Genomic DNA, 21838 nt, shown 5'->3' with positions numbered 1-21838 from the left:
TGTAGAAATGCATTCCAATGTGGGAGCGAGCCTGCTCGCGAAGAGGTCAAGTCAGGCGATAGAGAACTCAGAGCTGCCCGTCGCGATCACGGAAGCCCAGCAGATACAACACGCCATCCAGACCCAACGTCGAGATCGCCTGCTTCGCCGACTGCTTGACCAGTGGCTTGGCACGGAACGCCACGCCCAGCCCGGCAATTGCCAGCATCGGCAGATCATTCGCGCCGTCGCCGACCGCAATGGTCTGCTCCAGACGCAAACCTTCCTTGTGCGCCAGCTCTTTCAACAGATCAGCCTTGCGCTGCGCATCGACAATCGGCTCGATCGCCACGCCGGTGCACTTGCCATCGACCACTTCCAGTTCGTTGGCAAACACGTAGTCAATGCCGAGCTTGGTCTGCAATTGCTTGGCGAAGTAGGTGAAACCACCGGACAGGATCGCGGTTTTGTAGCCCAGACGCTTGAGTTCGGCGAACAAGGTTTCAGCGCCCTCGGTCAGACGCAGCGAGGCGCCAATCGAATCCAGCACGCTGACATCCAGGCCTTTGAGCAAGGCCAGGCGCTCCTTGAAACTGGCGCGGAAGTCCAGTTCACCGGCCATGGCGCGCTCGGTGATTTCAGATACCTGCTCGCCCACCCCGGCCGCCTTGGCCAGTTCGTCGATGACTTCGGCTTCAATCAGGGTCGAGTCCATGTCGAACACCGCCAAGCGACGGTTGCGACGGAACAGCGAATCTTCCTGGAAGGCGATGTCGACATTCAGCTCTTGGGCAACGCTGAGGAATTCGGCACGCAGCGCTTGCGGATCAGCCGCTTCGCCACGCACGGAGAACTCGATGCAGCCCTTGCCCTTGTCCGCTGGCGTGTCCAGTGGCATGCGACCCGACAGACGGTCGATGTGATCGATGTTCAGGCCATATTTGGCAGTGATCGAGCTGACCGCCTGCAATTGGCCAGCGGTCACTTTGCGAGTCAGCAGGGTGACGATGTGGCGCTTCTTGCCCTGATTGCCCACCCATTGCTGGTAATCCTCTTCGGACACCGGGGTGAAGCGCACCTGCTGGTCGAGCTCGTAGCCCTTGAACAGGATGTCCTTGAGCACGGATTTACCCTGCTCCGAATCGGGAATTTCAACCAGGATGCCGAACGACAGGGTGTCGTGGATCACCGCCTGACCGATGTCGAGAATGTTCACACCACCCTGTGCCAGAACACCGGTAATGGCTGCCGTCAGACCCGGACGGTCGACTCCCGTGATGTTAATCAGGACGATTTCGCGCAACGCGCACCCCCGCAACTGGAAAAAAACCGCATTCTACCCACTTTCAGTGACCATCGGGCACCGCGAGCGCTTTGCCGGTCTAGGGCCTGTCGCTATACTGCGCGTCAACTTCACGGACAAAAGAGCCGAGCTCAGTGAACCGGCCCACGCCAGTTAAAACCGATAACTTCTTCCTGCTGATCTTCCGTGCACTGCGCCACCGCCGTGTACCGATTGCATTGCGCATTGCCAGCCATAACGTGATCCTGGTCGCTCTGGCCCTGGTGATCTATGCCGGCGTGATGGGTTTGCAATTCAAGCAGGCCATGCACCAGCAGGCCGATGCGCTGGGCGAAAGCCTGACCACGCAGACCGCGACCTCTGCCACCGAGCTGTTGGTGTCCAACGACATCCTCAGCCTCAACGTGCTGCTCAACAACCTGACCAAGAACAAACTGGTGGCCCACGCGGCGATCTACAGCGTGGATAACCGCATCCTCGCCGAGTCCGGTCAGCGGCCCAAGCACAGCCTGCTGGGCGAAGCCGAAGGCATGTACGAGAGCAAGATCACTTTTCAGGACGTGACCGCCGGGCAACTGCGCATCAGCCTGGACATGGATCAGTTCCAGCAGCCGATGACCATCAGCCTGCAAAGCATGGGCATTCTCAGCGGGATTCTGCTGGCACTGTCGCTGGCCCTGAGCCTGCGCATGGGCCGCTACCTGTCGACGCCGCTGCTGCAATTGCGCGTCTGGTTGCGCCGTATCGACGAGCACACGCCGGGCATCGATCGTCAGGATGAGATTGGCGATCTGGCGCGTCAGCTGCACGCCAACTACGCGCCGGAGCCTGCACCGGAACCGGAGCCTGAGTTCGAGGACGAAGAAGACGAGCCGGAATTCGAGGTGCGCAACTTGCGTGATCCGAGTTTCGACGAAACCCGTCCGATGGCCGCGCAGAAGCCTGCACCGCGGCATCTGGTCAGCACCGTCGAAGACGATGATGACGATGACGCATTCGCCGACCTGCGCGACGAGTCGCTCAATGGCGCGCCCCAACCCGTTATCCGCCAACCGTCGCCAAGCGTGCCGCAGCACACCGCCGTACTGGCCGTGCAACTGGGCTCTCAGGAGCAACTGCGCCGCTTGCCACGGGCACGCCTGGAAGAATTGCAGGAGCGCTATCGCGACTGCCTCGATCAGGCCGCTTCGTTGTATCAGGGCGAAATCGAAACCCTGAACGACGGCAGCACGCTGATGCTGTTCCACACCGAAGACAGTGGCGATGATTACCTGACCAACGCCATTTGCTGTGGCGAGTTGCTGCGGGCCTTGGGTCATCAGTTGCAGATTGAAGTCGCGGACAGCGGCATCACCCTGCAGTTGCAACTGGGCCTGACCCTGGGCGATGAGTTGTTCGGCTTGAGCCAGATCGATCTGTTGCTGACCGATTCGGCGCAGGATGCATTGGCTCTGTCACAACACAGCCGCAATCTGCTGCTGGTTGAACGCAAGATCGGCGACGATGCGCTGATCCGTCAGCGCGCGCGGATTCGGCCGATTGCCAGCCCTGAGGGTGCTTGCTGCGTCGAGCGGTTGATGGAGCCTTATCCATCGATGCTCGAGCGGCAACTGGCGCGGATGCATGAGCGCCGGGCTTAAGCTTTAAGCCTGAAACACAGAAGCCCGCAGACGAGTGATTGTCTGCGGGCTTTTTTGTGGATGACTGAAAAGCCCCTCACCCTAGCCCTCTCCCCGAGGGAGAGGGGACTGATTGGGGGATATTGGAGAGCTACACCGACTTGAGCGCCCTGCTGTGAATCCAGAATCGCCAAGCTCTTTCAGGTCACGTATGACGCCAGATACTCCCAGTCCGCCTCTGCTCTACCGAATCCATAATCGCCAGGTACTTTCAGGTCCACGTATGACGCAAGACACCTCGGTCAGTCCCCTCTCCCTCTGGGAGAGGGCTAGGGTGAGGGGCTTTTGATCTTTCACGCAGAACCCCAGACACAACAAAGCCCGCACAAGGCGGGCTCTGTTCTGTCTCGTTCCAGCGTCAGAAGCGGAACACTTCCATGTCAGTCCGAATCGGCGATGCCATCGGAATCTTCGGCTGCTTCTCGGCTTCCGCTGCCGGCGCTGCCGGTTTTGGTGCCGATTTACGCGGTGCCTCAGCCACCGGAGGCTGATTGGCCAAAGGCTTCAGCGCCACCGACAATTGCTCGGCCAGACGCTGCAGCAAAATGCCCTGAGCCTGCACCTGCGACGCCGTACTGCCGGCATGCAGCTCCTGCAGATGAACGATGCGGTTATCGCGCACCTGACCACGGCGGTCGATCAAGCGCCACTGCGCATCGAGGATCGCCGGCTGTTTCGCGCCGGAGTCCAGACGCGTGATGGTCAGCAATACCTGCACATCCGGGGTAAACCCACCGGTGGCCGGTGCCAGCACCACACGTTGGCTGTCCAGATGACCCGCCACCTGACGCATCAGCAACTGATCGATATCCGACGAAAGGCTGCCAGCCCAACGACCGTCGGTCGCCGCTTGCAGACTGCCGTCCGGTTGACGTTGCAGCAAGGTCTCACGTTGCAGGTAATCGGCTACGACTACCGGGCCCAACAAAACCGCCATGCCCGCGCTTTGCGCAGGCTGAACCGGACTTCCGCTGTCCAGTTGATACAGCGACACCGGCTGGTGAACGCTGCAACCCGCCAGGCCCAAAACGCCGGCGAGCAGGAAAATAAGGGGGCGCAGAGCAGTCATCATCCCGTCCAGGTGGCCGCCACAAGGCTGACCACAGTGAAAATACTCAATAAATATGAAGAACGCTCGGCCACGCCGGCGCTTGGAAAGGCCATATCATCCGTGAATATGCGTTCCGACTCCAGCGCCAAAGCGTCGATCTACGCGTTAAATCGTGGATCGACGCCTCTAGGACGCCTAATTGAGGTTTTCGACGAGCAGCGCATCGACCCGCTGGAAGCCCCTTGGAAGCTTGTTGCCACGACGTCCACGCTCACCTTTGTAGTGTTCAAGGTCGTCAGCCTTCAGCGACAAGGTGCGTTTTCCGGCCTGCAACACCAAAGTGGCGCCTTCCGGAAGTACGGCGATGTCCGTGACATATTCTTCGCGACTGGCCACACGCTCACCGGAAATACCGATGATCTTGTTGCCTTTGCCCTTCCCTAATTGTGGCAGATCGCTGATTTTGAAGATCAGCAGGCGACCTTCGGTCGTGACCGAGGCCAGCCAGTTGTGCTCACGATCGGCAACCGGACGCGGCGCGATCACCTTGGCGTTGTTCGGCAGGCTCAACAGGGCTTTACCGGCCTTGTTCTTGGCTTGCAGATCTTCGCCCTTCACCACGAAACCGTAACCGGCGTCGGAGGCGATCACGTACAACGCGTCATCCTCCGGCATCAGCACGCACTCAAACGAAGCGCCCGGTGGCGGCGTCAGACGACCGGTCAATGGTTCGCCCTGGCCACGCGCCGACGGCAGCGTATGCGCAGCAACCGAATAGCTGCGGCCGGTGGAGTCAATCACCACGGCAGACTGGTTGGAGCGCCCCGCCGCCGAGGTTTTGAAGCCGTCGCCGGCCTTGTACGACAGGCCGGTGGCGTCGATGTCGTGACCTTTGGCCGAACGAATCCAGCCTTTTTCCGAGAGCACGACGGTGACTTTCTCGTTCGGCAGCAGATCGTGTTCGGTCAACGCTTTGGCTTCGGTGCGTTCAACGATTGGCGAACGACGGTCGTCGCCATAGGTTTCGGCATCCTTGATCAGCTCCGTACGCACCAGCTTCTTCAGCTTGGCTTCGCTGCCCAGCAGCGCTTGCAGCTTGGCTTGTTCCTTGAGCAGTTCGTCCTGCTCGTCGCGCAGCTTCATCTCTTCCAGTCGCGCCAACTGACGCAGACGCGTGTCGAGGATGTAGTCGGCCTGAATCTCGCTGAGGGCGAAACGCTCGATCAGCTTGGCTTTCGGGTGTTCCTCGGTGCGGATGATGTGGATCACTTCATCCAGGTTGAGGTAGGCAATCAACAAACCGTCCAACAGGTGCAGGCGACGCTCGACCTTGTCGAGGCGGAATTGCAGGCGGCGACGCACGGTCAGCACGCGGAATTCCAGCCACTCGACCAGCAAGGCCCGCAGGTTTTTCAACTGCGGTTTGCCGTCCAGACCGATGATGTTGACGTTGACCCGGTAGGTCGACTCCAGCTCGGTGCTGGCGAACAGGTGCTGCATCAGCGCTTCGTGATCGACGCGGCTGTTGACCGGAATGATCACGATGCGGCACGGGTTTTCGTGGTCGGATTCGTCGCGCAGGTCAGCGATCTGCGGGGCTTTCGACGGTTTCGCCTGCATCAGCGCGGCAATCTGCTCCAGCACTTTCGCACCGGAGACCTGATGCGGCAGCGCGGTGACAATGATGTCGCCGTCCTCGACGTGGTACACGGCGCGCATGCGCACCGAGCCCTTGCCGGTTTCGTACATTTTCAGCAGGTCGGCGCGCGGCGTGATGATTTCCGCTTCGGTCGGATAATCCGGGCCCTGAATGTGTTCGCAGAGCTGTTCAACCGTGGCTTTCGGCTCATCGAGCAAGCGCACGCACGCAGTGGCGACTTCGCGCAGGTTGTGCGGCGGCACGTCGGTGGCCATGCCCACGGCGATACCGGTGGTGCCGTTGAGCAGAATGTTCGGCAGGCGCGCCGGCAGAACCAGCGGCTCCTGCAGGGTGCCGTCGAAGTTCGGGCCCCAGTCGGCAGTGCCTTGGCCCAGTTCGCTGAGCAGCACTTCGGAATAACGCGACAGGCGTGCTTCGGTGTAACGCATGGCGGCGAAGGACTTCGGATCGTCCGGCGCACCCCAGTTGCCCTGGCCGTCGACCAGCGTGTAGCGATAGCTGAACGGCTGGGCCATCAGCACCATCGCTTCGTAGCACGCCGAGTCGCCGTGCGGGTGGAACTTGCCGAGCACGTCACCGACGGTACGCGCCGATTTCTTGTGCTTGGAATCGGCGTCCAGGCCCAACTCGCTCATGGCGTAGACGATACGCCGCTGTACCGGTTTCAGGCCGTCGCCGATATGCGGCAGGGCACGGTCCATGATCACGTACATGGAGTAGTTGAGGTAGGCACTTTCGGTGAAGTCGGCCAGCGAGCGGCGTTCTACACCGTCCAGGCTGAGATCAAGGGGGTTGCTCATGCAGGCCTCATCGGTTCGTTGTCTGGCGCAGCAGCATGGTGCCACCGCGCTGAGTAAATTCAAGTTTGTTCAGGGCGCTCATGCCGAGCAGCACCTGATCGCCATGCAGCCCCGGCGCCACCAATGCACGGACGTCCCGCAGCACGATGTCACCCAGTTGCAGACGGGCAATTTTGGTCCGATAGCCCTGGCTCAGGCCGTTCGCCGTGCTCAGCGTCACTCCGAAACCTTCTTCCAGCTTCAAACGTTTGGCCAGATCAGCCGGGATCGCCACATCGGTTGCGCCGGTGTCGAGCATGAACTCCACCGGCTCACCGTTGATCTGACCGCTGGCGACAAAATGCCCTTGGGCATTGCCGGCCAGTTTCACTTCGATAAAACCTTCGCCCTGCTCCGAACTGACCACCACGTTCGGATTCTGCTGGCGCTGCTCCCACTGGCCGAAAAACCGCGTCGCCAGAAACAGAGCTGCGCACCAGGCCAGAATCATCAGCACCCGACCGGCGCGCTTGCCCGGCGGTTGCTGGCTCATGGCTTGGCGCTCCAGCCACCGTCAGGTGCGGCGAAGCGCCAGACGATCGGCCGAACCTCACCGTCGGCGCGCGGGCCGAAATTATTGTCGACGCCGACCCATGCACCATCAGCGTCAACGATCAGCGCCTCTTCCAACCCGAAGTTCTGCGAGTAACGGCGGTTGGCCTGCAACAGTTCAGCGGCGTACGACCAGCAACGCTCGACCTTGGCGGTCTGCGCATCGCGCCGACAAATCTGGAAGGCGTTGCGCTCAAGGGTAAACAATTTGCCGTTAAACAACGAAAGGTCGGAAAAGTCTCGGTCAACCGCTCTGGCCTTCGGGAACTGCGGCGGCTGCATTTCCTTGCCGCCCTCGCTGAGCAGCACGCAACGACCGTCGCAATCCCACACCGTCTGCTGGCGCTTGATCAGCAGCAAGCCACGGCTTTGCCGTTCGGCGGCCAGCCACATCTGATCACCCGCAGGGCTGATCGCCAGGCCTTCGAAGATCGCATTGAAATGCAGGAGCATGCCACTGGCCCGCGCTTCGCGAACCATCATCGGCGAGATCTTCAGCCAGTTGACCGGGCCGCTGACGGGCACCTGCAAAACCGCCGCATGGCCCTCGCTGACAATGTAGCGATTGCCGGCGCTGTCGCAACTGATGCCCTCGAAATCCAGATCGCCACCGCGCACGAACGACGCGGCCCAATTGCGCGAGCGCAACCCCCACGGCAAACCGGTCTCCGGCACCAGCGGCACGTCGATGTGCAAGGCTTCGGCCTGCCAGACCTGATCGGCGGTATTGAGCCGATAGATCTGATCGTCATCGCGGTCCGACACCGTCCACAACTCGCCGCCACACATGGCCAGCCCCGACAGGTTACCGCCGCGCATGCCGTCGACCGGGTGCCCGGAGAGCACGCGCAACTCCTGCAACGGCTCGGCCGACACGCTCATCGCACACAACAGCAACGCACCCGCCAAGGCCCAGCCAAACCGCATCAGGCCAGTACCTCGGCGAGGTTGCCTTTGGATTCGAGCCAGGTCTTGCGGTCACCGGCGCGTTTCTTCGCCAGCAGCATGTCCATCATTTCCGAGGTTTCGGCGAAGTCTTCGCCCAGCGTCAGTTGCACCAGACGCCGCGTGTTCGGGTCCATGGTGGTTTCACGCAGCTGCGGCGGGTTCATTTCACCCAGACCTTTGAATCGGGTGACCTGTGGTTTGCCGCGTTTCTTCTCGGCGACCAGACGATCGAGAATTCCGTCACGCTCGGCTTCGTCGAGGGCGTAGTAGATCTCTTTGCCGAGGTCGATGCGGTACAGCGGCGGCATCGCCACATAGACGTGACCGGCATCCACCAGCGGACGGAAATGCTGGACGAACAGCGCGCACAGCAAGGTTGCGATGTGCAGACCGTCGGAGTCGGCGTCGGCGAGAATGCAGATCTTGCCGTAACGCAACTGGCTCATGTCCGCCGCGCCCGGATCGACACCGATGGCCACGGCGATGTTGTGCACTTCCTGGCTGGCCAGCACTTCGCTGCCGTCGACTTCCCAGGTGTTGAGGATCTTGCCACGCAACGGCAGGATCGCCTGGAACTCCTTGTCCCGCGCTTGCTTGGCGGAACCGCCGGCGGAATCACCTTCGACGAGGAAAAGTTCGGAACGCATCGGGTCCTGCCCGGCGCAGTCAGCCAGCTTACCCGGCAACGCAGGGCCCTGAGTGACGCGTTTGCGCTCGACCTTTTTGCTGGCCTTGAGGCGCCGACCGGCGTTGTTGATCGCCAGTTCAGCCAGCGCCAGACCGGTTTCCGGGTTGGCGTTGAGCCACAGGCTGAACGCGTCCTTGACCACACCGGAGACAAACGCCGCGGCTTCACGGGACGACAAACGTTCTTTGGTCTGGCCGGAGAATTGCGGCTCCTGCATTTTCATCGACAGGACGAACGCGATGCGTTCCCAGACGTCTTCCGGCGCCAGCTTCACACCGCGCGGCAGCAGGCTGCGGAATTCGCAGAACTCGCGCATCGCATCGAGCAGGCCCTGACGCAAACCGTTGACGTGGGTACCACCCTGCGCCGTCGGGATCAGGTTGACGTAGCTTTCCTGCACCGCATCGCCACCTTCCGGCAGCCACAGCAGCGCCCAGTCGACCGCTTCCTTGTTACCAGCGAAAGCGCCGCAGAACGGCTCGTCCGGCAGGCGTTCGAATTCGCTGACGGCATCGACCAAATAGGAGCGCAGACCGTCTTCGTAATGCCACTCGACTTTCTCGCCGGTGCCTTTGTCTTCGAAGCTGACCAGCAGCCCCGGGCACAACACAGCCTTGGCCTTGAGCACGTGCTTGAGGCGGCTGATGGAGAATTTCGGTGAATCGAAATACTTCGGATCCGGCGCGAAGTACACGCTGGTGCCGGTGTTGCGTTTGCCGACGGTGCCGACGATTTCCAGTTCCGAGGCTTTGAAGCCGTCGTTGAACGTCATCTGGTATTCGTTGCCGTCACGCTTCACGCGTACGCGCACTTCGGTCGACAAGGCGTTGACCACGGAAATACCTACGCCGTGCAAACCACCGGAGAACTGGTAGTTCTTGTTCGAGAACTTGCCGCCCGCATGGAGTTTGGTGAGGATCAGCTCGACACCCGACACGCCCTCTTCCGGGTGGATGTCGACCGGCATGCCACGGCCGTCGTCGCTGACTTCCAGCGAGTGGTCGGCGTGCAGGATGACCTGCACCGATCTGGCGTGGCCAGCCAGGGCTTCGTCGACACTGTTGTCGATGACTTCCTGGGCGAGGTGGTTCGGCCGACTGGTGTCGGTGTACATGCCGGGGCGTTTGCGCACCGGGTCGAGGCCCGAGAGGACTTCGATGGCGTCGGCGTTATAAGAGCTAGCGCTGGGAGTGGCCATAGGGTCTCGTCGTCAGTCATTCATGAAATAGGGGCAAGACTTCACAGTGCGGTGAAATCGATTGCCTGAAACAAATCGGCGCCAATGCCGGCAAAACTCAGCAACGCCGGCAATTGCCCGGCAAAACCCTGAAAACCATGGTCGCCGCCGGCCTGAATGCGCAAGGCACAGGCGCGGTAATACTGTTGGGCGAGGCGATAGTCCAGTGTTTCATCGCCGGTCTGCAACCATACCTGATAGCGCTGCGCATCCTGAGGCGCCGGCACTTCCAGTTCAGCCAGGGCCGTGACGTGGTCGTGGGTCAACTCCCAGATCTCATCGGTATACAGGTTTTTCTGCGGGCCCAGATAGCCGTCGAACATCCGGTGCGGGCTGACCGCCGGGTTGACCAGCAGGGCTTTCAAGCCATGGCGCTCGGCCAGGTGAGTCGCATAGTAGCCGCCGAGTGAGCTTCCCACCAGCAGCGGGCTGCCCAGTTCGGCAATCGCTTGTTCCAACTGACCGATGGCTTCGCGCGGGTGGTGATGCAGGGCCGGGACACGCAGTTTGTCGCTCAAACCCAGCTGTTCCATCACCGTCACCAACTGACAGGCCTTTTTCGAGGCCGGGGCGCTGTTGAAACCGTGGATATAGAGGATCGAACCAGACATTTGAGCTCCCTGGGTGTCGGTTTGGGTTTGCGGAGTTTACAGGGAGAGAAGAGCGGATTGGGGGTGGGCTCGATAATTTGGTGTGACAGCACGAGCTGCCCTCACCCTAGCCCTCTCCCGGAGGTAGAGGGGACCGAATGGGGGATATTTGCGAACTACATCGACCTGAACGCTGTGCTGTGAATCCATAATCGACAACGCTGCTTCAGGTCGATGGATAGCGAAAGACACCTCGGTCGGCCCCCTCTCCCTCTGGGAGAGGGCTGGGCGGGCGGCGTTCCGATGAGGGGCTTTTGATTGGCAATCAGTAACCGTCAGAGCCGTAATCGACGGTGAAGGCGAAACCGGTAACGCGCTCAACTCCGGTTTCCAACCGCCCATCCGGCAACAACCGCAACCACCGATATCCCGGCGCCTGCTCCCCTACCTTGAAATCCTCACTCCCCGGCTCGAACTGAATGCACGTCGACGGCGAAGCCATCAACCGCACGCCATTGCGCTCACGATCGATCTCCTGATGCACATGCCCCCACAACACCGCCCGGGCCTGTGGAAAACGATCCAGCACCTCGAAAAATGCCTCGGGATTGCGCAAGCCAATCGGCTCCATCCATGCGCAACCAATCGAAACCGGATGATGGTGGAAGCACACCAGATGATGGCGCTCCGGCGCTTCGCTCAGCGAGCGGGCCAGCAGTTGCAGTTGATCGTCCTGCAAATACCCCGGCACCGAACCCGGCACCGCCGAATCCAGCATCGTCACCCGCCAGTTGCCGATATCGACCACCGGTTCCAGCAGCGTGCTCTGCACGGCGGCCTGGGCCATGATCATCGGTTCGTCGTGATTGCCAGGAATCCAACGCGCCGGTGCGTCGATCTGCGCGCTCATCTGGCGAAACTGCTGATACGACTCCAGCGTGCCGTCCTGCGAGATATCGCCGGTGGCCAGAATCAGATCGATCTGCGGCTGCTGCCCCAGCACCAGTTCGATGACCTTTTGCAGGCTCTCGCGGGTGTTCATGCCCAGCAGCGCGCCGTCCGCTTCAGCGAACAAATGGCTGTCGGACAACTGCACCAGCAACGCCGGATCGGCGGGGGTCAATGTGGATACGCTCGGCAAGGCGTTCTCCCAAGGCAAAAGCACGGAATCGATCAAGTGCCGCAATTATGCTGGGGGATCAGTGAAAGAGGAAAGCGGCGAACCGGACGCAGTTCACAACTAACGAACGACTTCGTACTCGTGCCCCAACGCCAGGCAATGACTCAGCCATTCCCCCAGGAAAAGATTGAGCTGGGCCTTTTCATCCGGCTGATGCATGGCCGCGTTCGGGTAAGGATAGATGCCGCGAAAGCGTCGTGCATGTTCGGCACTGACGACCTCAGCCATGCGCGCGTCGTGATAGACCTGCACTTCCAGTTGCGGCACCGGCAGCCATGGCAGGCTGTGCTCCTGACGCACCTGCAAAGTGGTGGTGTACGGGCAGGTTTGCAGCACTTCGAGGGCCAGCACGCCGAGCATCTGCTCGCCCTGGGTCACGGCGATGCGCCGCGCCTCGGGCTCGTTGCGCATGTCCGGCAGCAGTCGCATCAGGCGCGCGTAGTTGGCCTCGCAGGCGGCTTGCAGCCCCACGAGGTCGACTCGATAGCGATCGCGCAACTTGTTTACGACCATAACCCCCTCACTTCGGCGCGATTGAGCGCCAGCCACTGCAAGGCGATGATGCTCGCCGCGTTGGCAATGCGTCCGTCACGGACGGCCTGCAAGGCATCTTCAAAAGCCCAGACCGTGACACGGATATCTTCTGCCTCTTCTTCCAGGCCATGCAGGCCGCCAACGCCGTCGGTGCAGCAACGCCCCAAGTACAAATGCACGAACTCGTTGCTGCCGCCCGGCGACGGGAAATATTTGGTCATCGGCCACAAGGCCTTGATGTCCAGCCCAGCTTCCTCCTGCGCCTCGCGGTGAGCAACTTCTTCCGGTTGTTCATCCTTGTCGATCAGACCAGCGACCAGTTCGACCAGCCACGGGTTATCGGTCTTGCCCATGGCGCCGACGCGGAACTGTTCGATCAACACCACTTCGTCGCGCTGCGGATCGTAGGGCAGCATGCACACGGCATCGTGGCGCACGAACACTTCACGGTTGATCTCCCGGCTCATGCCACCGGCGAACAATTCATGGCGCAGGTGCAAACGGTCGAGCTTGTAGAAGCCCTCATAGCAACGTTCGCGCCGCACGACGTCGACGGTGGTCGGAATGGCATTGGCAAAATCAGTCATAAGCATCCTCTTTACTGCACATCCATCACGAAGTTGCTTTTGGTCGCTGGCAACCTCGACTTCGCGCCATCCTAACGCGCCCGCACCGTTTGATGCAGCCCCTTTACCGTCAGCGGGATGGACGGTGGAGGCGAAACCCACTCTAATTAGCTTAGTGGCGAACTGACTGCTTCGTTGAGAGTCGAAGCGGTAACTTTTTGCCTTCCCCTGCTTTCGAAAGGACGCCCATGTCGCTTTTCAAAATTGCCTCCGTGGCCGCCATTGCCCTGACCCTGGGCGCGTGTGCCAGCCTGTTCCAGCCCAACTACCGCACGCCGCTGGAAACCACCCGCGATGCATCAGAGCAACTGAAACCGGGCTGTTCCAACCCGGATTGCCCACTGGTGAACATCGACACCTTGCGCTTCCCGGACGAACCTGCGCTGGACGGCATCATCGAAAAACGCCTGCTGCAAATGACCCGCACCGAGAAGAACGCCCCGGTTGCGCCGACTCTGGCGGCCTATCGCGATCAGTTTCTGGCCAGCGCCGGCCCACGCAACAGCAGCTACCTGCAAGCGAAAGTACGCGAGCAGCATGACGGCTTGGTGATCATCGAGGTGTCGAGCTACCTCGACACCGGCGGTGCGCATGGCACACCGGGTCGCGGCTTCATCAACTATTCGCGCCAGCAGCACAAGGTGCTGAACCTGTCCGACATGCTTGTGCCGGGTCAGGAAGAGGCGTTCTGGAAGGCGGCGCAAGTCGCGCACAACAGTTGGTTGATCAGCACCAAGCTCGATCAGGAGCCGGAGTTCGTGGCGAACTGGCCGTTCGTGAAAACCCCGAACGTGGCGCTGACCTATGGCGGCGTGATCCTCAAGTACGACGTGACCACCATCGCGCCTTACGCGCTGGGCCACGTCGAACTGAAGATTCCTTATCCGCGTCTGAACGGCATTCTCAAGCCTGAGCTGTTTCCCGGCCGTAACTGAAGGCCCGGCCCAGCACTAGTTGCAACAGCCCTGCCAGCACCAGCGCCGGCAGGGTTGCGCCGACATCCGGATACAGATTCGCCAGCAAGTGGTAGGTGCTCACGCCACCCAGCCACGCCAACAACGCCGGCCAGCGCAATGCGGCCGACGCGACCTGAGCGCTGCGCTTGCGCAGAATGAAGTGATCGACCAGCACCACGCCGAACAGCGGCGCAAACACCGAGCCGATCAACAGCAGGAAATTCTGGTACTGCGCCAACGGCGCGAGCAGTGCGATCAGCGTGCAGATCACGCCGATGGCCAAGGCCAGATGCTCGACTTTCAGGCGCAACAGAATCCCGCTGGAAACCGCTGCCGAGTGAATATCGGCGAAGGCGTTTTCCGACTCATCGAGCAGAATCAGCAACAGCGGAATGCCCAGCCCGGCGCCGGCCAGTGCCAGCAACAGCGCGTTGACTTCACCGCTTGGCGCGAAGGCCAGGGTGTAGGCGACGCCGAGGCTCATCAGCCAGAAGTTGCCGATGAAAAAACCCACAGCGGTGCCACCGAAAACGTTCTTCGCCCGCTTGCCGAATCGTGAGTAATCGGCGATCAGCGGCAGCCACGACAGTGGCATCGCAATAGCGATGTCGAAGCCCACGGCAAACGGCATCGAACCGTCACCGGCGCGCGACCAGAGATCGGCCAGATCGGCTTTGGCAAACAGGTTCCAGGTCAGCCACAGGCACGCCGCCAACAGCAACCAGATGCCCCACTTGCGCAGAATCTGCCGCACAAAGGTCAGCGGCCCGCTCACCGCGAGCAACGTCGCCAACGCACCGAAAAACAGCGTCCACAACAGCGGGTTCGACCACAGCGAACCTTCGCTGAACGCGCGAGTGCCGAGCAGGCTGGCCGCATCGCGCATGACGATGATTTCGAACGAGCCCCAGCCGATCAGTTGCAGCAGATTAAGCAGCGCCGGCAGGCTGGCGCCTTTGCTGCCAAGGCTGAGTTTCAGCGCGGCCATCGACGACAGGCCGGTGTCACTGCCGATCACGCCGACAGCGGCCAGCAACAGCACGCCGACCAGCGTGCCGAGGAAAATCGCCAGCAGCGAACCGGACAGGCCCAAACCTGGCGCGAGCAATGCGCCGGTCTGCAAAACCATCAGGCCGATGCCGAGGGAGAACCACAGGGAAAACAGATCGCGACCGCCGAATACACGCTTGTCGGCGGGCACGACGAGGTCGGGGGAATAAGTGCTGGGTTGAATGCTCAAGGGTGTTATCTCAGAGGGACATTTGTTGTTGTGTTGTGATCGTTCCCACGCTCTGCGTGGGAATGCCTCTAGGGACGCTCTGCGTCCAGTGACGCGGAGCGTCACGGGCTGCATTCCCACGCGGAGCGTGGGAACGATCAGTCTTGCAGCTTGCAGCTTGCCGCTTACACTTTTTTGTACAGCTGACTGCCTTCCTTCTTGAACCGCTCGGCCTGTTCCGCCAGGCCTTGGGCGACGTCCACGTCGACCGCGTCGATCCGCTGGTTGGCCGCGTACTCGCGGACTTCCTGAGTGATCTTCATCGAGCAGAATTTCGGTCCGCACATCGAACAGAAATGCGCGACCTTGGCCGAATCCTTCGGCAGGGTTTCATCGTGATACGAACGCGCGGTGTCCGGATCCAGACCGAGGTTGAACTGGTCTTCCCAACGGAATTCGAAACGCGCCTTGCTCAAGGCGTTGTCGCGAATCTGCGCGCCCGGATGCCCTTTGGCCAAGTCCGCTGCGTGGGCGGCGATCTTGTAGGTGATGATCCCGGTCTTCACGTCATCCTTGTTCGGCAAGCCCAAATGTTCCTTCGGCGTCACGTAGCAAAGCATCGCGCAACCGAACCAGCCGATCATCGCCGCCCCGATACCCGAGGTGATGTGGTCGTAACCCGGCGCAATGTCAGTGGTCAGCGGCCCGAGGGTGTAGAACGGCGCCTCGTCACAGCATTCCAGCTGCTTGTCCATGTTCTCTTTGATCAACTGCATCGGCACGTGGCCCGGGCCTTCGATCATGGTTTGCACGTCGTGCTTCCAAGCGATCTTGGTCAGTTCGCCGAGAGTTTCCAGTTCGCCGAATTGCGCGGCATCGTTGGCGTCGGCAATCGACCCCGGACGCAAGCCATCGCCCAGCGAGAAGCTGACGTCATAGGCTTTCATGATTTCGCAGATTTCTTCGAAATGCGTGTAGGCGAAGTTTTCCTTGTGATGCGCCAGGCACCACTTGGCCATGATCGAGCCGCCACGGGAAACGATACCGGTCACGCGTTTGGCGGTCAGCGGCACGTAACGCAGCAGCACGCCGGCGTGAATGGTGAAGTAGTCGACGCCCTGCTCGGCCTGCTCGATCAGCGTGTCGCGGAACAGCTCCCAGGTCAGGTCTTCGGCCGCGCCGCCGACTTTTTCCAGCGCCTGATAGATCGGCACCGTGCCGATCGGCACCGGCGAGTTGCGGATGATCCACTCGCGGGTTTCGTGAATGTGCTTGCCGGTGGACAAGTCCATGATGTTGTCCGCGCCCCAGCGAATGCCCCAGGTCAGTTTCGCCACTTCTTCTTCGATGGACGAACCCAGCGCGCTGTTGCCGATGTTGCCGTTGATCTTCACCAGGAAGTTACGGCCGATGATCATCGGTTCCAGTTCGGTGTGGTTGATGTTGGCCGGAATGATTGCGCGGCCACGGGCGATCTCTTCACGGACAAATTCCGGGGTGATGATTTTCGGCACGCTGGCGCCGAAGCTGTGGCCCGGGTGCTGCTGATCCAGCAGGCCGGCGGCGCGGGCCACCTCAAGCTTCATGTTTTCGCGGATGGCGACGAATTCCATCTCGGGCGTGATTATGCCCTGACGCGCATAGTGCATTTGCGTGACGTTGCCACCAGCCTTGGCGCGACGCGGGTTGTTGACGTGGGCAAAGCGCAGTTTGGTCAGTTCCGGATCGGCAAGGCGCTCGCGACCGAAGTTGGAGCTCAGGCCGGCCAGACGCTCGGTGTCGCCACGGTCGTCGATCCACGCCGAACGCACATCGGCGAGGCCTTTGCGTACGTCGATCACCACGTTCGGATCGGTGTACGGGCCAGAGGTGTCGTAGACGGTCACCGGCGCGTTGATTTCACCGCCGAAATCGGTCGGCGTCACGTCGAGGGTGATTTCGCGCATCGGCACGAGGATGTCCGGGCGCGAGCCCTGAACGTAGACTTTTTGCGAACGGGTGAACGGCTTGACCGATTGCTCGTCGACCTTGGCCGAGTCACTCAGGTTGATCGCGTTTTTTGATTTTGTAGTCATCACGGGCTCTCCAGACAGCATCCAGGCAGTGGATTGTCGGAGCAGAACCTGAAAGGCACGGACGCACCAGGACCGGTGCTGTGCATCGTCGTCGAGCGTTCGATTGTCGAACAATTTCCCGGACGAAGCACAAGAGGACTCGCCGGGTGACGAGAAATCTTGTTCCCTACGCAGGCGCTAACCTGATCAGGTTCAACGGGATCCGAAATTATTCGATCTCAGCCTCATAGCAAGGCACCCCGACAAGAACCCGGCCAGTCTAGACACAACCGGCAAAGAACGCCAACACCGCAGCAATCACCATGATGAATGGCGCAAATACACAGGTTCGCCCGATTGTTGTGAGGCAAATGCGCAACTACACTCGCTTTGCCCTGCCATGCCTTGACGCTGTGGGGCCTGCGCCTTACCTTTGGCGCCCGGATTACTTCCATAATATTAATGCTAGGGATCGCCTCATGCTGCGCAAACTCTCACTGGCTGTTGCCGTGTCTTGTGCGTCCAACGCAATGGCCTGGGCAGCAGAAGCGCCCTTGTCGACCAAAACCGATCTGGTCAGCGTCTATCAGGAGGCAGTCGACAACAACGCCGATCTGGCCGCCGCCCGCGCCCAGTACGGCGCGCAGAAAGAAGTGGTGCCGCAGGCCCGCGCCGGGCTGCTGCCAAACCTGTCGGGCGGTGCCGAAGTGGCCAATGTGCGGACGTCGATCGATCAGCCCTCGGCCACTGCCAACCGCAGCGCTCACTCGTATCAGGCGACTCTGGCCCAGCCGTTGTTTCGCGCTGATCGCTGGTTCCAGTACCAAGCGGCCAAAGACGTCAATGAGCAAGCCGCGCTACAACTGTCAGCGACCGAACAGAACCTGATCCTGCAATCGGCCGAAAGCTATTTCAACGTGCTGCGCAGCCAGGACAACCTCGCCTCGACCAAGGCTGAAGAAGCCGCGTTCAAGCGCCAGCTCGACCAGTCCAACGAGCGTTTCGATGTGGGCCTGTCGGACAAGACCGACGTGCTGCAATCGCAAGCCAGTTACGACACCGCCCGCGCCAACCGTATTGTTGCGCAGCGTCAGGTCGATGATGCGTTCGAAGCGCTGATCACCCTGACCAACCGTCAGTACAACTCGATCCAAGGCATCGTCCACACGCTGCCGATCCTGCCGCCGGCGCCGAACGACGCCAAGGCGTGGGTCGATACTGCAGCGAAACAGAACCTCAATTTGCTGGCGAGCAACTTTGCCGTCAGCTCCGCCGAGCAGACCCTCAAGCAGCGCAAGGCCGGCCACTTGCCGACCCTCGATGCCGTGGCCAAATACGAAAAGGGTGACAACGACGCCCTGGGGTTTTCCAACCCGAACGCTTTCGGTGTGCCATACCGCGACAACGTCGAGCAGAGCACAGTCGGCTTGCAACTGAACATCCCGATCTACAGCGGTGGGCTGACCAGCTCACAGGTGCGCCAGTCGTATGAGCAACTGAATCAGAGCGAACAACAGCGCGAATCGCTGCGTCGGCAGATCGTCGAAAGCACCCGCAACCTGCACCGCGCAGTGAACACCGATGTCGAGCAGGTGCAGGCGCGTCGTCAGTCGATCATTTCCAACCAGAGCGCAGTGGAAGCCACGGAAATCGGTTATCAGGTCGGTACGCGCAACATCGTTGACGTGCTCGATGCGCAGCGTCAGCTGTACACCTCGGTGCGCAATTACAACAACACGCGTTATGACTACATTCTCGACAACCTGCGTTTGAAGCAGGCGGCGGGGACGTTGAATCCGGGGGATCTGGAAGATCTGCGGCGTTATCTGAAAGCCGACTACAACCCGGACAAGGATTTTCTCCCGCCGGATCTGGCCAAAGCGGCCGAGGCGCAGCTCAAGGCCCGGCCTTAAGCCTTAAAAACAAAAGATCGCAGCCTTCGGCAGCTCCTACATTGGAATACGTTTCCTGTAGGAGCTGCCGAAGGCTGCGATCTTTTTGCTTACTTGATCAGTCTGCCCAAACCATCCAGCAAACGCTGCAACGCGCCCTGGTTGCGGCGCATCACCGCCAGCCCGGCCTCGGCCATACGCTGCGCATCACGCGGCAACTCGAACAAGCGTTGCACCTCCACCGCCAGCCCTTCGGCATCATCCACTTCCGCCAACGCCCCGGCTTCACGCAACTGCGCGGCGATGTCGAGGAAGTTGAACAGGTGCGGGCCACTGATCACCGGTTTCGCCAAGGCTGCCGGCTCCAACAGGTTGTGCCCACCATTGGCCACCAGGCTGCCGCCGACAAACGCACTGTCCGCCAGTGCGTAGAGAAACAGCAATTCACCCATGGTGTCGCCGAGCAGTACGCTCGTCTGCGCATCGACATTGGCTTCGGTCGAACGCCGAACCGTAGCGAAGCCTTCGCGCTGACACAGTTCGAACACCGAGTTGAAGCGTTCCGGGTGACGTGGCACCAGGATCAGCAACGCATCCGGGTGATTGGCCAGCAAGCGACGGTGGGCATCGAGCACCACTTCGTCCTCACCTTCGTGGGTGCTGGCGGCGATCCACACTGGGCGCTCCAGTGCCTGCCATTGGCCGCGCAGGTCGGCCGCGCGGTGCAGTAACTGCGGGTCGATGGTCAGGTCGAACTTGATCGAACCGGTGACCTCGACCGTTTCCGGGCGCGCACCCAGATCGCGGAAACGCTGGGCTTCGGTTTCGGTCTGCACGGCGAAAAAGCTCATTTCGGCAAGCATCGGCGCGGTCAGCTTGCTGAAGCGGCCATAGCCGCGTGCGGAACGCTCGGACAAACGTCCATTGGCCAGCGCCACCGGGATTCCACGCTTGGCGCACTGATGAATGTGATTGGGCCACAGCTCGGTTTCCATGATCACCGCAAGCTTTGGCTGCACGCGGTCAAGAAACCGCGCCGCCGCACACGGCAAGTCATACGGCAGATAGCAGTGCTGGATGCGCGGCTCGTTGGCGAACAGCGCCTGAATCCGCTCCGAACCGGTCGGCGTCATGCAGGTCACGGTGATCGGCAACTGTGGATAACGTTGCAGCAAGGCGCGGATCATCGGCGCCGCAGCAATGCTTTCGCCCACCGACACCGCGTGCACCCAGATGCCGTCGGGTTGCAGCGTCGGCATGCCGTAGGAGAAGCGTTCGCCAATCCGCTTGGCATACGCCGGCGCCTTGCGCGCTCGCAGCCATAGCCGAATCGCCACCAATGGCAGCCCCAGGTAAAACAGCGCGGTGTAGAGAGTTCTATTCATGGCGGCGGAGTTTATCGGCTTTTGCCGCTGATCGCGCGCAAGTGCACGGCAAAACGTTCCGCAAGCCAACGCGCGGCAGGGCCGAGGGGTTCGTCGCGGCGCCAGACCAGTTCAACCACCAGCGCCGGCGGCGTCCATTCGCTGTCCAGTTCAACCATCAACCCCTGATACGCCGAGTACTGCACCACATGACGCGGCAACCAGGCCCAACCGAGATCGCGCACCAGCCATTCGGACATGACGTAGAAACTGTCTGCGCGCCACACCTGCGGGCTGGCCGGCTCGTTGCCGGGATAGACGCTGGTTTGCGTCGACATGAGCAATTGTCGGTGTTGCGCCAGCTGCTGGCAGGTCACGTAAGACTGCTTCGCCAGCGGATGATTGATGCCGCACACCGTGACCATTTCCACGCTCCCCAGCACGCGGCGCTCCAGCGCTTCGGGAATTTCATCGTGATAAAACAGCAGGCCAAGGTCGGCGCGACGCTCGACCAGTTTGCGCGACACTTCACCTTGCGCAGCGCTGGTCAGTTGCACTTCAAGGCTGGGGAACTGCTCGGCCAGTTCACCGAAACTTTCCACCAGCGCCTGATACGGCATCGCCTCATCCTGAGCCACGCGCAGTTGCGCTTCCTGGCCGCGCATCATCGCCATGGCACGACCGTTGAGGCGCTCGCATTGGCGCAGGACTTCTCGTGCTTCTTCCAGCAACGCTTCACCCGCTTCAGTGAGGGTTGGCTGGCGACCGCTGCTACGCTCAAACAGATTCACGCCCAAGTCGTCCTCAAGCATGGCAATCGCGCTGCTGATCGCCGACTGGGCCTTGCGCTGCTGCCGCGCCACGGCGGAAAACGAGCGCTGCTCAGCGACGCCGACAAACACCCGTAGCTGATCGAGATTCCACTGCATACTGGCTTACCAACCCATCTTCAAAACAGATAGGTAATGACTTTACCCCATCTGGCGAATCACTAGAATGCCGACTCAGCAAGCAACGTTTCACATGAGGATTTGAACCATGAACGCCTACGCCTACCTGGCCATCGCCATCTGCGCCGAAGTGATCGCCACTGTGTCGATGAAAGCCGTCAAAGGCATCAGCACACCGCTGCCACTGGTGCTGGTCATCGTCGGCTACGCGATTGCGTTCTGGATGCTGACGCTGGTGGTGCGCACGGTGCCGGTCGGCGTGGCCTATGCGGTGTGGGCGGGCATGGGCATTGTGATGGTCAGCGTCGCGGCGCTGTTCATCTACGGGCAGAAGCTGGATATCCCGGCAATGCTGGGGATGGCGTTGATCGTACTGGGCGTCGTTGTGATTCAGCTGTTCTCGAAAACTGCCGGCCATTAACCGCCAGCCCCAATCCCCTGTGGGAGCGAGCCTGCTCGCGAATGCGGTATATCAGTCAACAGATATGTCGACTGGCATTCCCTCTTCGCGAGCAGGCTCGCTCCCACATTGGCCCC

General features: G+C 60.9%; 18 protein-coding genes and 1 riboswitch. Of the genes, 4 read left to right on the top strand and 14 right to left on the bottom strand.

The genetic code is table 11. The features are described from left to right. Window positions 1–67: 67 nt before the first annotated feature. Complete coding sequence (serB, locus tag QOM10_RS02500; protein WP_316917523.1) at window positions 68–1282, bottom strand: phosphoserine phosphatase SerB; 1215 nt, start codon at window positions 1280–1282, stop codon at window positions 68–70. 134 nt (window positions 1283–1416) lie between these two features. On the opposite strand from serB, the gene QOM10_RS02495 reads away from it, so the two are divergent. After that, window positions 1417–2922 carry an AhpA/YtjB family protein gene (locus QOM10_RS02495; protein ID WP_127925598.1) on the top strand — a complete coding sequence of 502 codons (1506 nt, stop codon included), beginning with the start codon at window positions 1417–1419 and terminating at the stop codon, window positions 2920–2922. A gap of 397 nt (window positions 2923–3319) precedes the next feature. Here QOM10_RS02495 and QOM10_RS02490 read toward each other — a convergent pair whose 3' ends face one another. The 9 genes from QOM10_RS02490 to QOM10_RS02450 form a co-directional block, all read right to left on the bottom strand. Continuing rightward, the gene (locus tag QOM10_RS02490; protein WP_077570583.1) at window positions 3320–4030 is read right to left on the bottom strand and encodes a membrane integrity-associated transporter subunit PqiC; all 711 of its coding nucleotides are present in this window, start codon (window positions 4028–4030) and stop codon (window positions 3320–3322) included. A gap of 177 nt (window positions 4031–4207) precedes the next feature. Continuing rightward, the gene (gene parC / locus QOM10_RS02485; RefSeq protein WP_122842973.1) at window positions 4208–6472 is read right to left on the bottom strand and encodes a DNA topoisomerase IV subunit A; all 2265 of its coding nucleotides are present in this window, start codon (window positions 6470–6472) and stop codon (window positions 4208–4210) included. Between the two features lie 7 nt (window positions 6473–6479). Beyond that, window positions 6480–7004: a TIGR02281 family clan AA aspartic protease gene (locus QOM10_RS02480; protein ID WP_053116749.1), complete on the bottom strand. Its 525-nt coding sequence runs from the start codon at window positions 7002–7004 to the stop codon at window positions 6480–6482. Further along, complete coding sequence (locus tag QOM10_RS02475) at window positions 7001–7990, bottom strand: esterase-like activity of phytase family protein (RefSeq protein WP_127925597.1); 990 nt, start codon at window positions 7988–7990, stop codon at window positions 7001–7003. Before QOM10_RS02475 ends, QOM10_RS02480 begins: the two co-directional genes overlap by 4 nt. Continuing rightward, entirely contained in the window at window positions 7990–9897 is a 1908-nt protein-coding gene (parE, locus tag QOM10_RS02470; protein ID WP_034151667.1) for a DNA topoisomerase IV subunit B, read from the bottom strand. The genes QOM10_RS02475 and parE overlap by 1 nt, the downstream gene beginning before the upstream one ends. 41 nt (window positions 9898–9938) lie before the next feature. Further along, complete coding sequence (locus tag QOM10_RS02465; RefSeq protein ID WP_150750094.1) at window positions 9939–10547, bottom strand: YqiA/YcfP family alpha/beta fold hydrolase; 609 nt, start codon at window positions 10545–10547, stop codon at window positions 9939–9941. 304 nt (window positions 10548–10851) lie between these two features. Next, window positions 10852–11667, bottom strand: a complete 816-nt coding sequence (cpdA, locus tag QOM10_RS02460; RefSeq protein ID WP_127925595.1) for a 3',5'-cyclic-AMP phosphodiesterase — start codon at window positions 11665–11667, stop codon at window positions 10852–10854. A gap of 99 nt (window positions 11668–11766) precedes the next feature. Continuing rightward, complete coding sequence (locus QOM10_RS02455; protein ID WP_016985685.1) at window positions 11767–12219, bottom strand: DUF1249 domain-containing protein; 453 nt, start codon at window positions 12217–12219, stop codon at window positions 11767–11769. Next, window positions 12210–12827, bottom strand: coding sequence for an NUDIX domain-containing protein (locus QOM10_RS02450; RefSeq protein ID WP_316917522.1), 618 nt, complete (start codon window positions 12825–12827; stop codon window positions 12210–12212). The genes QOM10_RS02455 and QOM10_RS02450 overlap by 10 nt, the downstream gene beginning before the upstream one ends. 227 nt (window positions 12828–13054) lie before the next feature. Here QOM10_RS02450 and QOM10_RS02445 point away from each other — a divergent pair, with 227 nt between their 5' ends. Beyond that, the gene (locus QOM10_RS02445) at window positions 13055–13801 is read left to right on the top strand and encodes an RsiV family protein (protein WP_134175867.1); all 747 of its coding nucleotides are present in this window, start codon (window positions 13055–13057) and stop codon (window positions 13799–13801) included. On the opposite strand, the gene cytX is transcribed toward QOM10_RS02445, so the two are convergent. Next, a complete protein-coding gene (cytX, locus tag QOM10_RS02440; protein ID WP_160038004.1) occupies window positions 13770–15062 on the bottom strand; it encodes a putative hydroxymethylpyrimidine transporter CytX in 1293 nt (430 codons plus the stop codon). The genes QOM10_RS02445 and cytX overlap by 32 nt on opposite strands. 164 nt (window positions 15063–15226) lie before the next feature. Continuing rightward, on the bottom strand, window positions 15227–17116 hold the full coding sequence (thiC, locus tag QOM10_RS02435; RefSeq protein ID WP_077570562.1) for a phosphomethylpyrimidine synthase ThiC: 1890 nt from the start codon (window positions 17114–17116) through the stop codon (window positions 15227–15229). A gap of 146 nt (window positions 17117–17262) precedes the next feature. After that, window positions 17263–17368: riboswitch (TPP riboswitch) on the bottom strand. 206 nt (window positions 17369–17574) lie between these two features. Here thiC and QOM10_RS02430 point away from each other — a divergent pair. After that, a complete protein-coding gene (locus tag QOM10_RS02430; RefSeq protein ID WP_127925592.1) occupies window positions 17575–19008 on the top strand; it encodes a TolC family outer membrane protein in 1434 nt (477 codons plus the stop codon). Window positions 19009–19097: 89 nt separating this feature from the next. On the opposite strand, the gene waaA is transcribed toward QOM10_RS02430, so the two are convergent. Next, window positions 19098–20372 (bottom strand): lipid IV(A) 3-deoxy-D-manno-octulosonic acid transferase, encoded by a 1275-nt coding sequence (gene waaA / locus QOM10_RS02425; RefSeq protein ID WP_316917521.1) that lies wholly within the window; start codon window positions 20370–20372, stop codon window positions 19098–19100. Window positions 20373–20383: 11 nt separating this feature from the next. Further along, window positions 20384–21280, bottom strand: coding sequence for a LysR family transcriptional regulator (locus QOM10_RS02420; protein ID WP_150750098.1), 897 nt, complete (start codon window positions 21278–21280; stop codon window positions 20384–20386). 109 nt (window positions 21281–21389) lie between these two features. On the opposite strand from QOM10_RS02420, the gene QOM10_RS02415 reads away from it, so the two are divergent. Beyond that, on the top strand, window positions 21390–21722 hold the full coding sequence (locus QOM10_RS02415) for a DMT family transporter (RefSeq protein WP_007915730.1): 333 nt from the start codon (window positions 21390–21392) through the stop codon (window positions 21720–21722). Window positions 21723–21838 lie beyond the last annotated feature (116 nt).

The sequence above is a fragment of the Pseudomonas sp. P108 genome, from assembly GCF_032613195.1.
In the GTDB taxonomy this organism is placed as follows: Bacteria; Pseudomonadota; Gammaproteobacteria; order Pseudomonadales; family Pseudomonadaceae; genus Aquipseudomonas.
This window is presented reverse-complemented; position numbering and strand designations above follow the sequence as displayed.

What these genes read in the sequence shown, in the direction of transcription:
- parE (WP_034151667.1), bottom strand. Translation starts at nt 9,897, where the DNA reads ATGGCCACTCCCAGCGCTAGCTCTTATAACGCCGACGCCATCGAAGTC.
- QOM10_RS02415 (WP_007915730.1), top strand. Translation starts at nt 21,390, where the DNA reads ATGAACGCCTACGCCTACCTGGCCATCGCCATCTGCGCCGAAGTGATC.
- QOM10_RS02455 (WP_016985685.1), bottom strand. Translation starts at nt 12,219, where the DNA reads ATGGTCGTAAACAAGTTGCGCGATCGCTATCGAGTCGACCTCGTGGGG.
- QOM10_RS02480 (WP_053116749.1), bottom strand. Translation starts at nt 7,004, where the DNA reads ATGAGCCAGCAACCGCCGGGCAAGCGCGCCGGTCGGGTGCTGATGATT.
- QOM10_RS02465 (WP_150750094.1), bottom strand. Translation starts at nt 10,547, where the DNA reads ATGTCTGGTTCGATCCTCTATATCCACGGTTTCAACAGCGCCCCGGCC.
- parC (WP_122842973.1), bottom strand. Translation starts at nt 6,472, where the DNA reads ATGAGCAACCCCCTTGATCTCAGCCTGGACGGTGTAGAACGCCGCTCG.
- QOM10_RS02475 (WP_127925597.1), bottom strand. Translation starts at nt 7,990, where the DNA reads ATGCGGTTTGGCTGGGCCTTGGCGGGTGCGTTGCTGTTGTGTGCGATG.
- waaA (WP_316917521.1), bottom strand. Translation starts at nt 20,372, where the DNA reads ATGAATAGAACTCTCTACACCGCGCTGTTTTACCTGGGGCTGCCATTG.
- QOM10_RS02430 (WP_127925592.1), top strand. Translation starts at nt 17,575, where the DNA reads ATGCTGCGCAAACTCTCACTGGCTGTTGCCGTGTCTTGTGCGTCCAAC.
- QOM10_RS02420 (WP_150750098.1), bottom strand. Translation starts at nt 21,280, where the DNA reads ATGCAGTGGAATCTCGATCAGCTACGGGTGTTTGTCGGCGTCGCTGAG.
- QOM10_RS02445 (WP_134175867.1), top strand. Translation starts at nt 13,055, where the DNA reads ATGTCGCTTTTCAAAATTGCCTCCGTGGCCGCCATTGCCCTGACCCTG.
- QOM10_RS02450 (WP_316917522.1), bottom strand. Translation starts at nt 12,827, where the DNA reads ATGACTGATTTTGCCAATGCCATTCCGACCACCGTCGACGTCGTGCGG.
- thiC (WP_077570562.1), bottom strand. Translation starts at nt 17,116, where the DNA reads ATGACTACAAAATCAAAAAACGCGATCAACCTGAGTGACTCGGCCAAG.
- QOM10_RS02490 (WP_077570583.1), bottom strand. Translation starts at nt 4,030, where the DNA reads ATGACTGCTCTGCGCCCCCTTATTTTCCTGCTCGCCGGCGTTTTGGGC.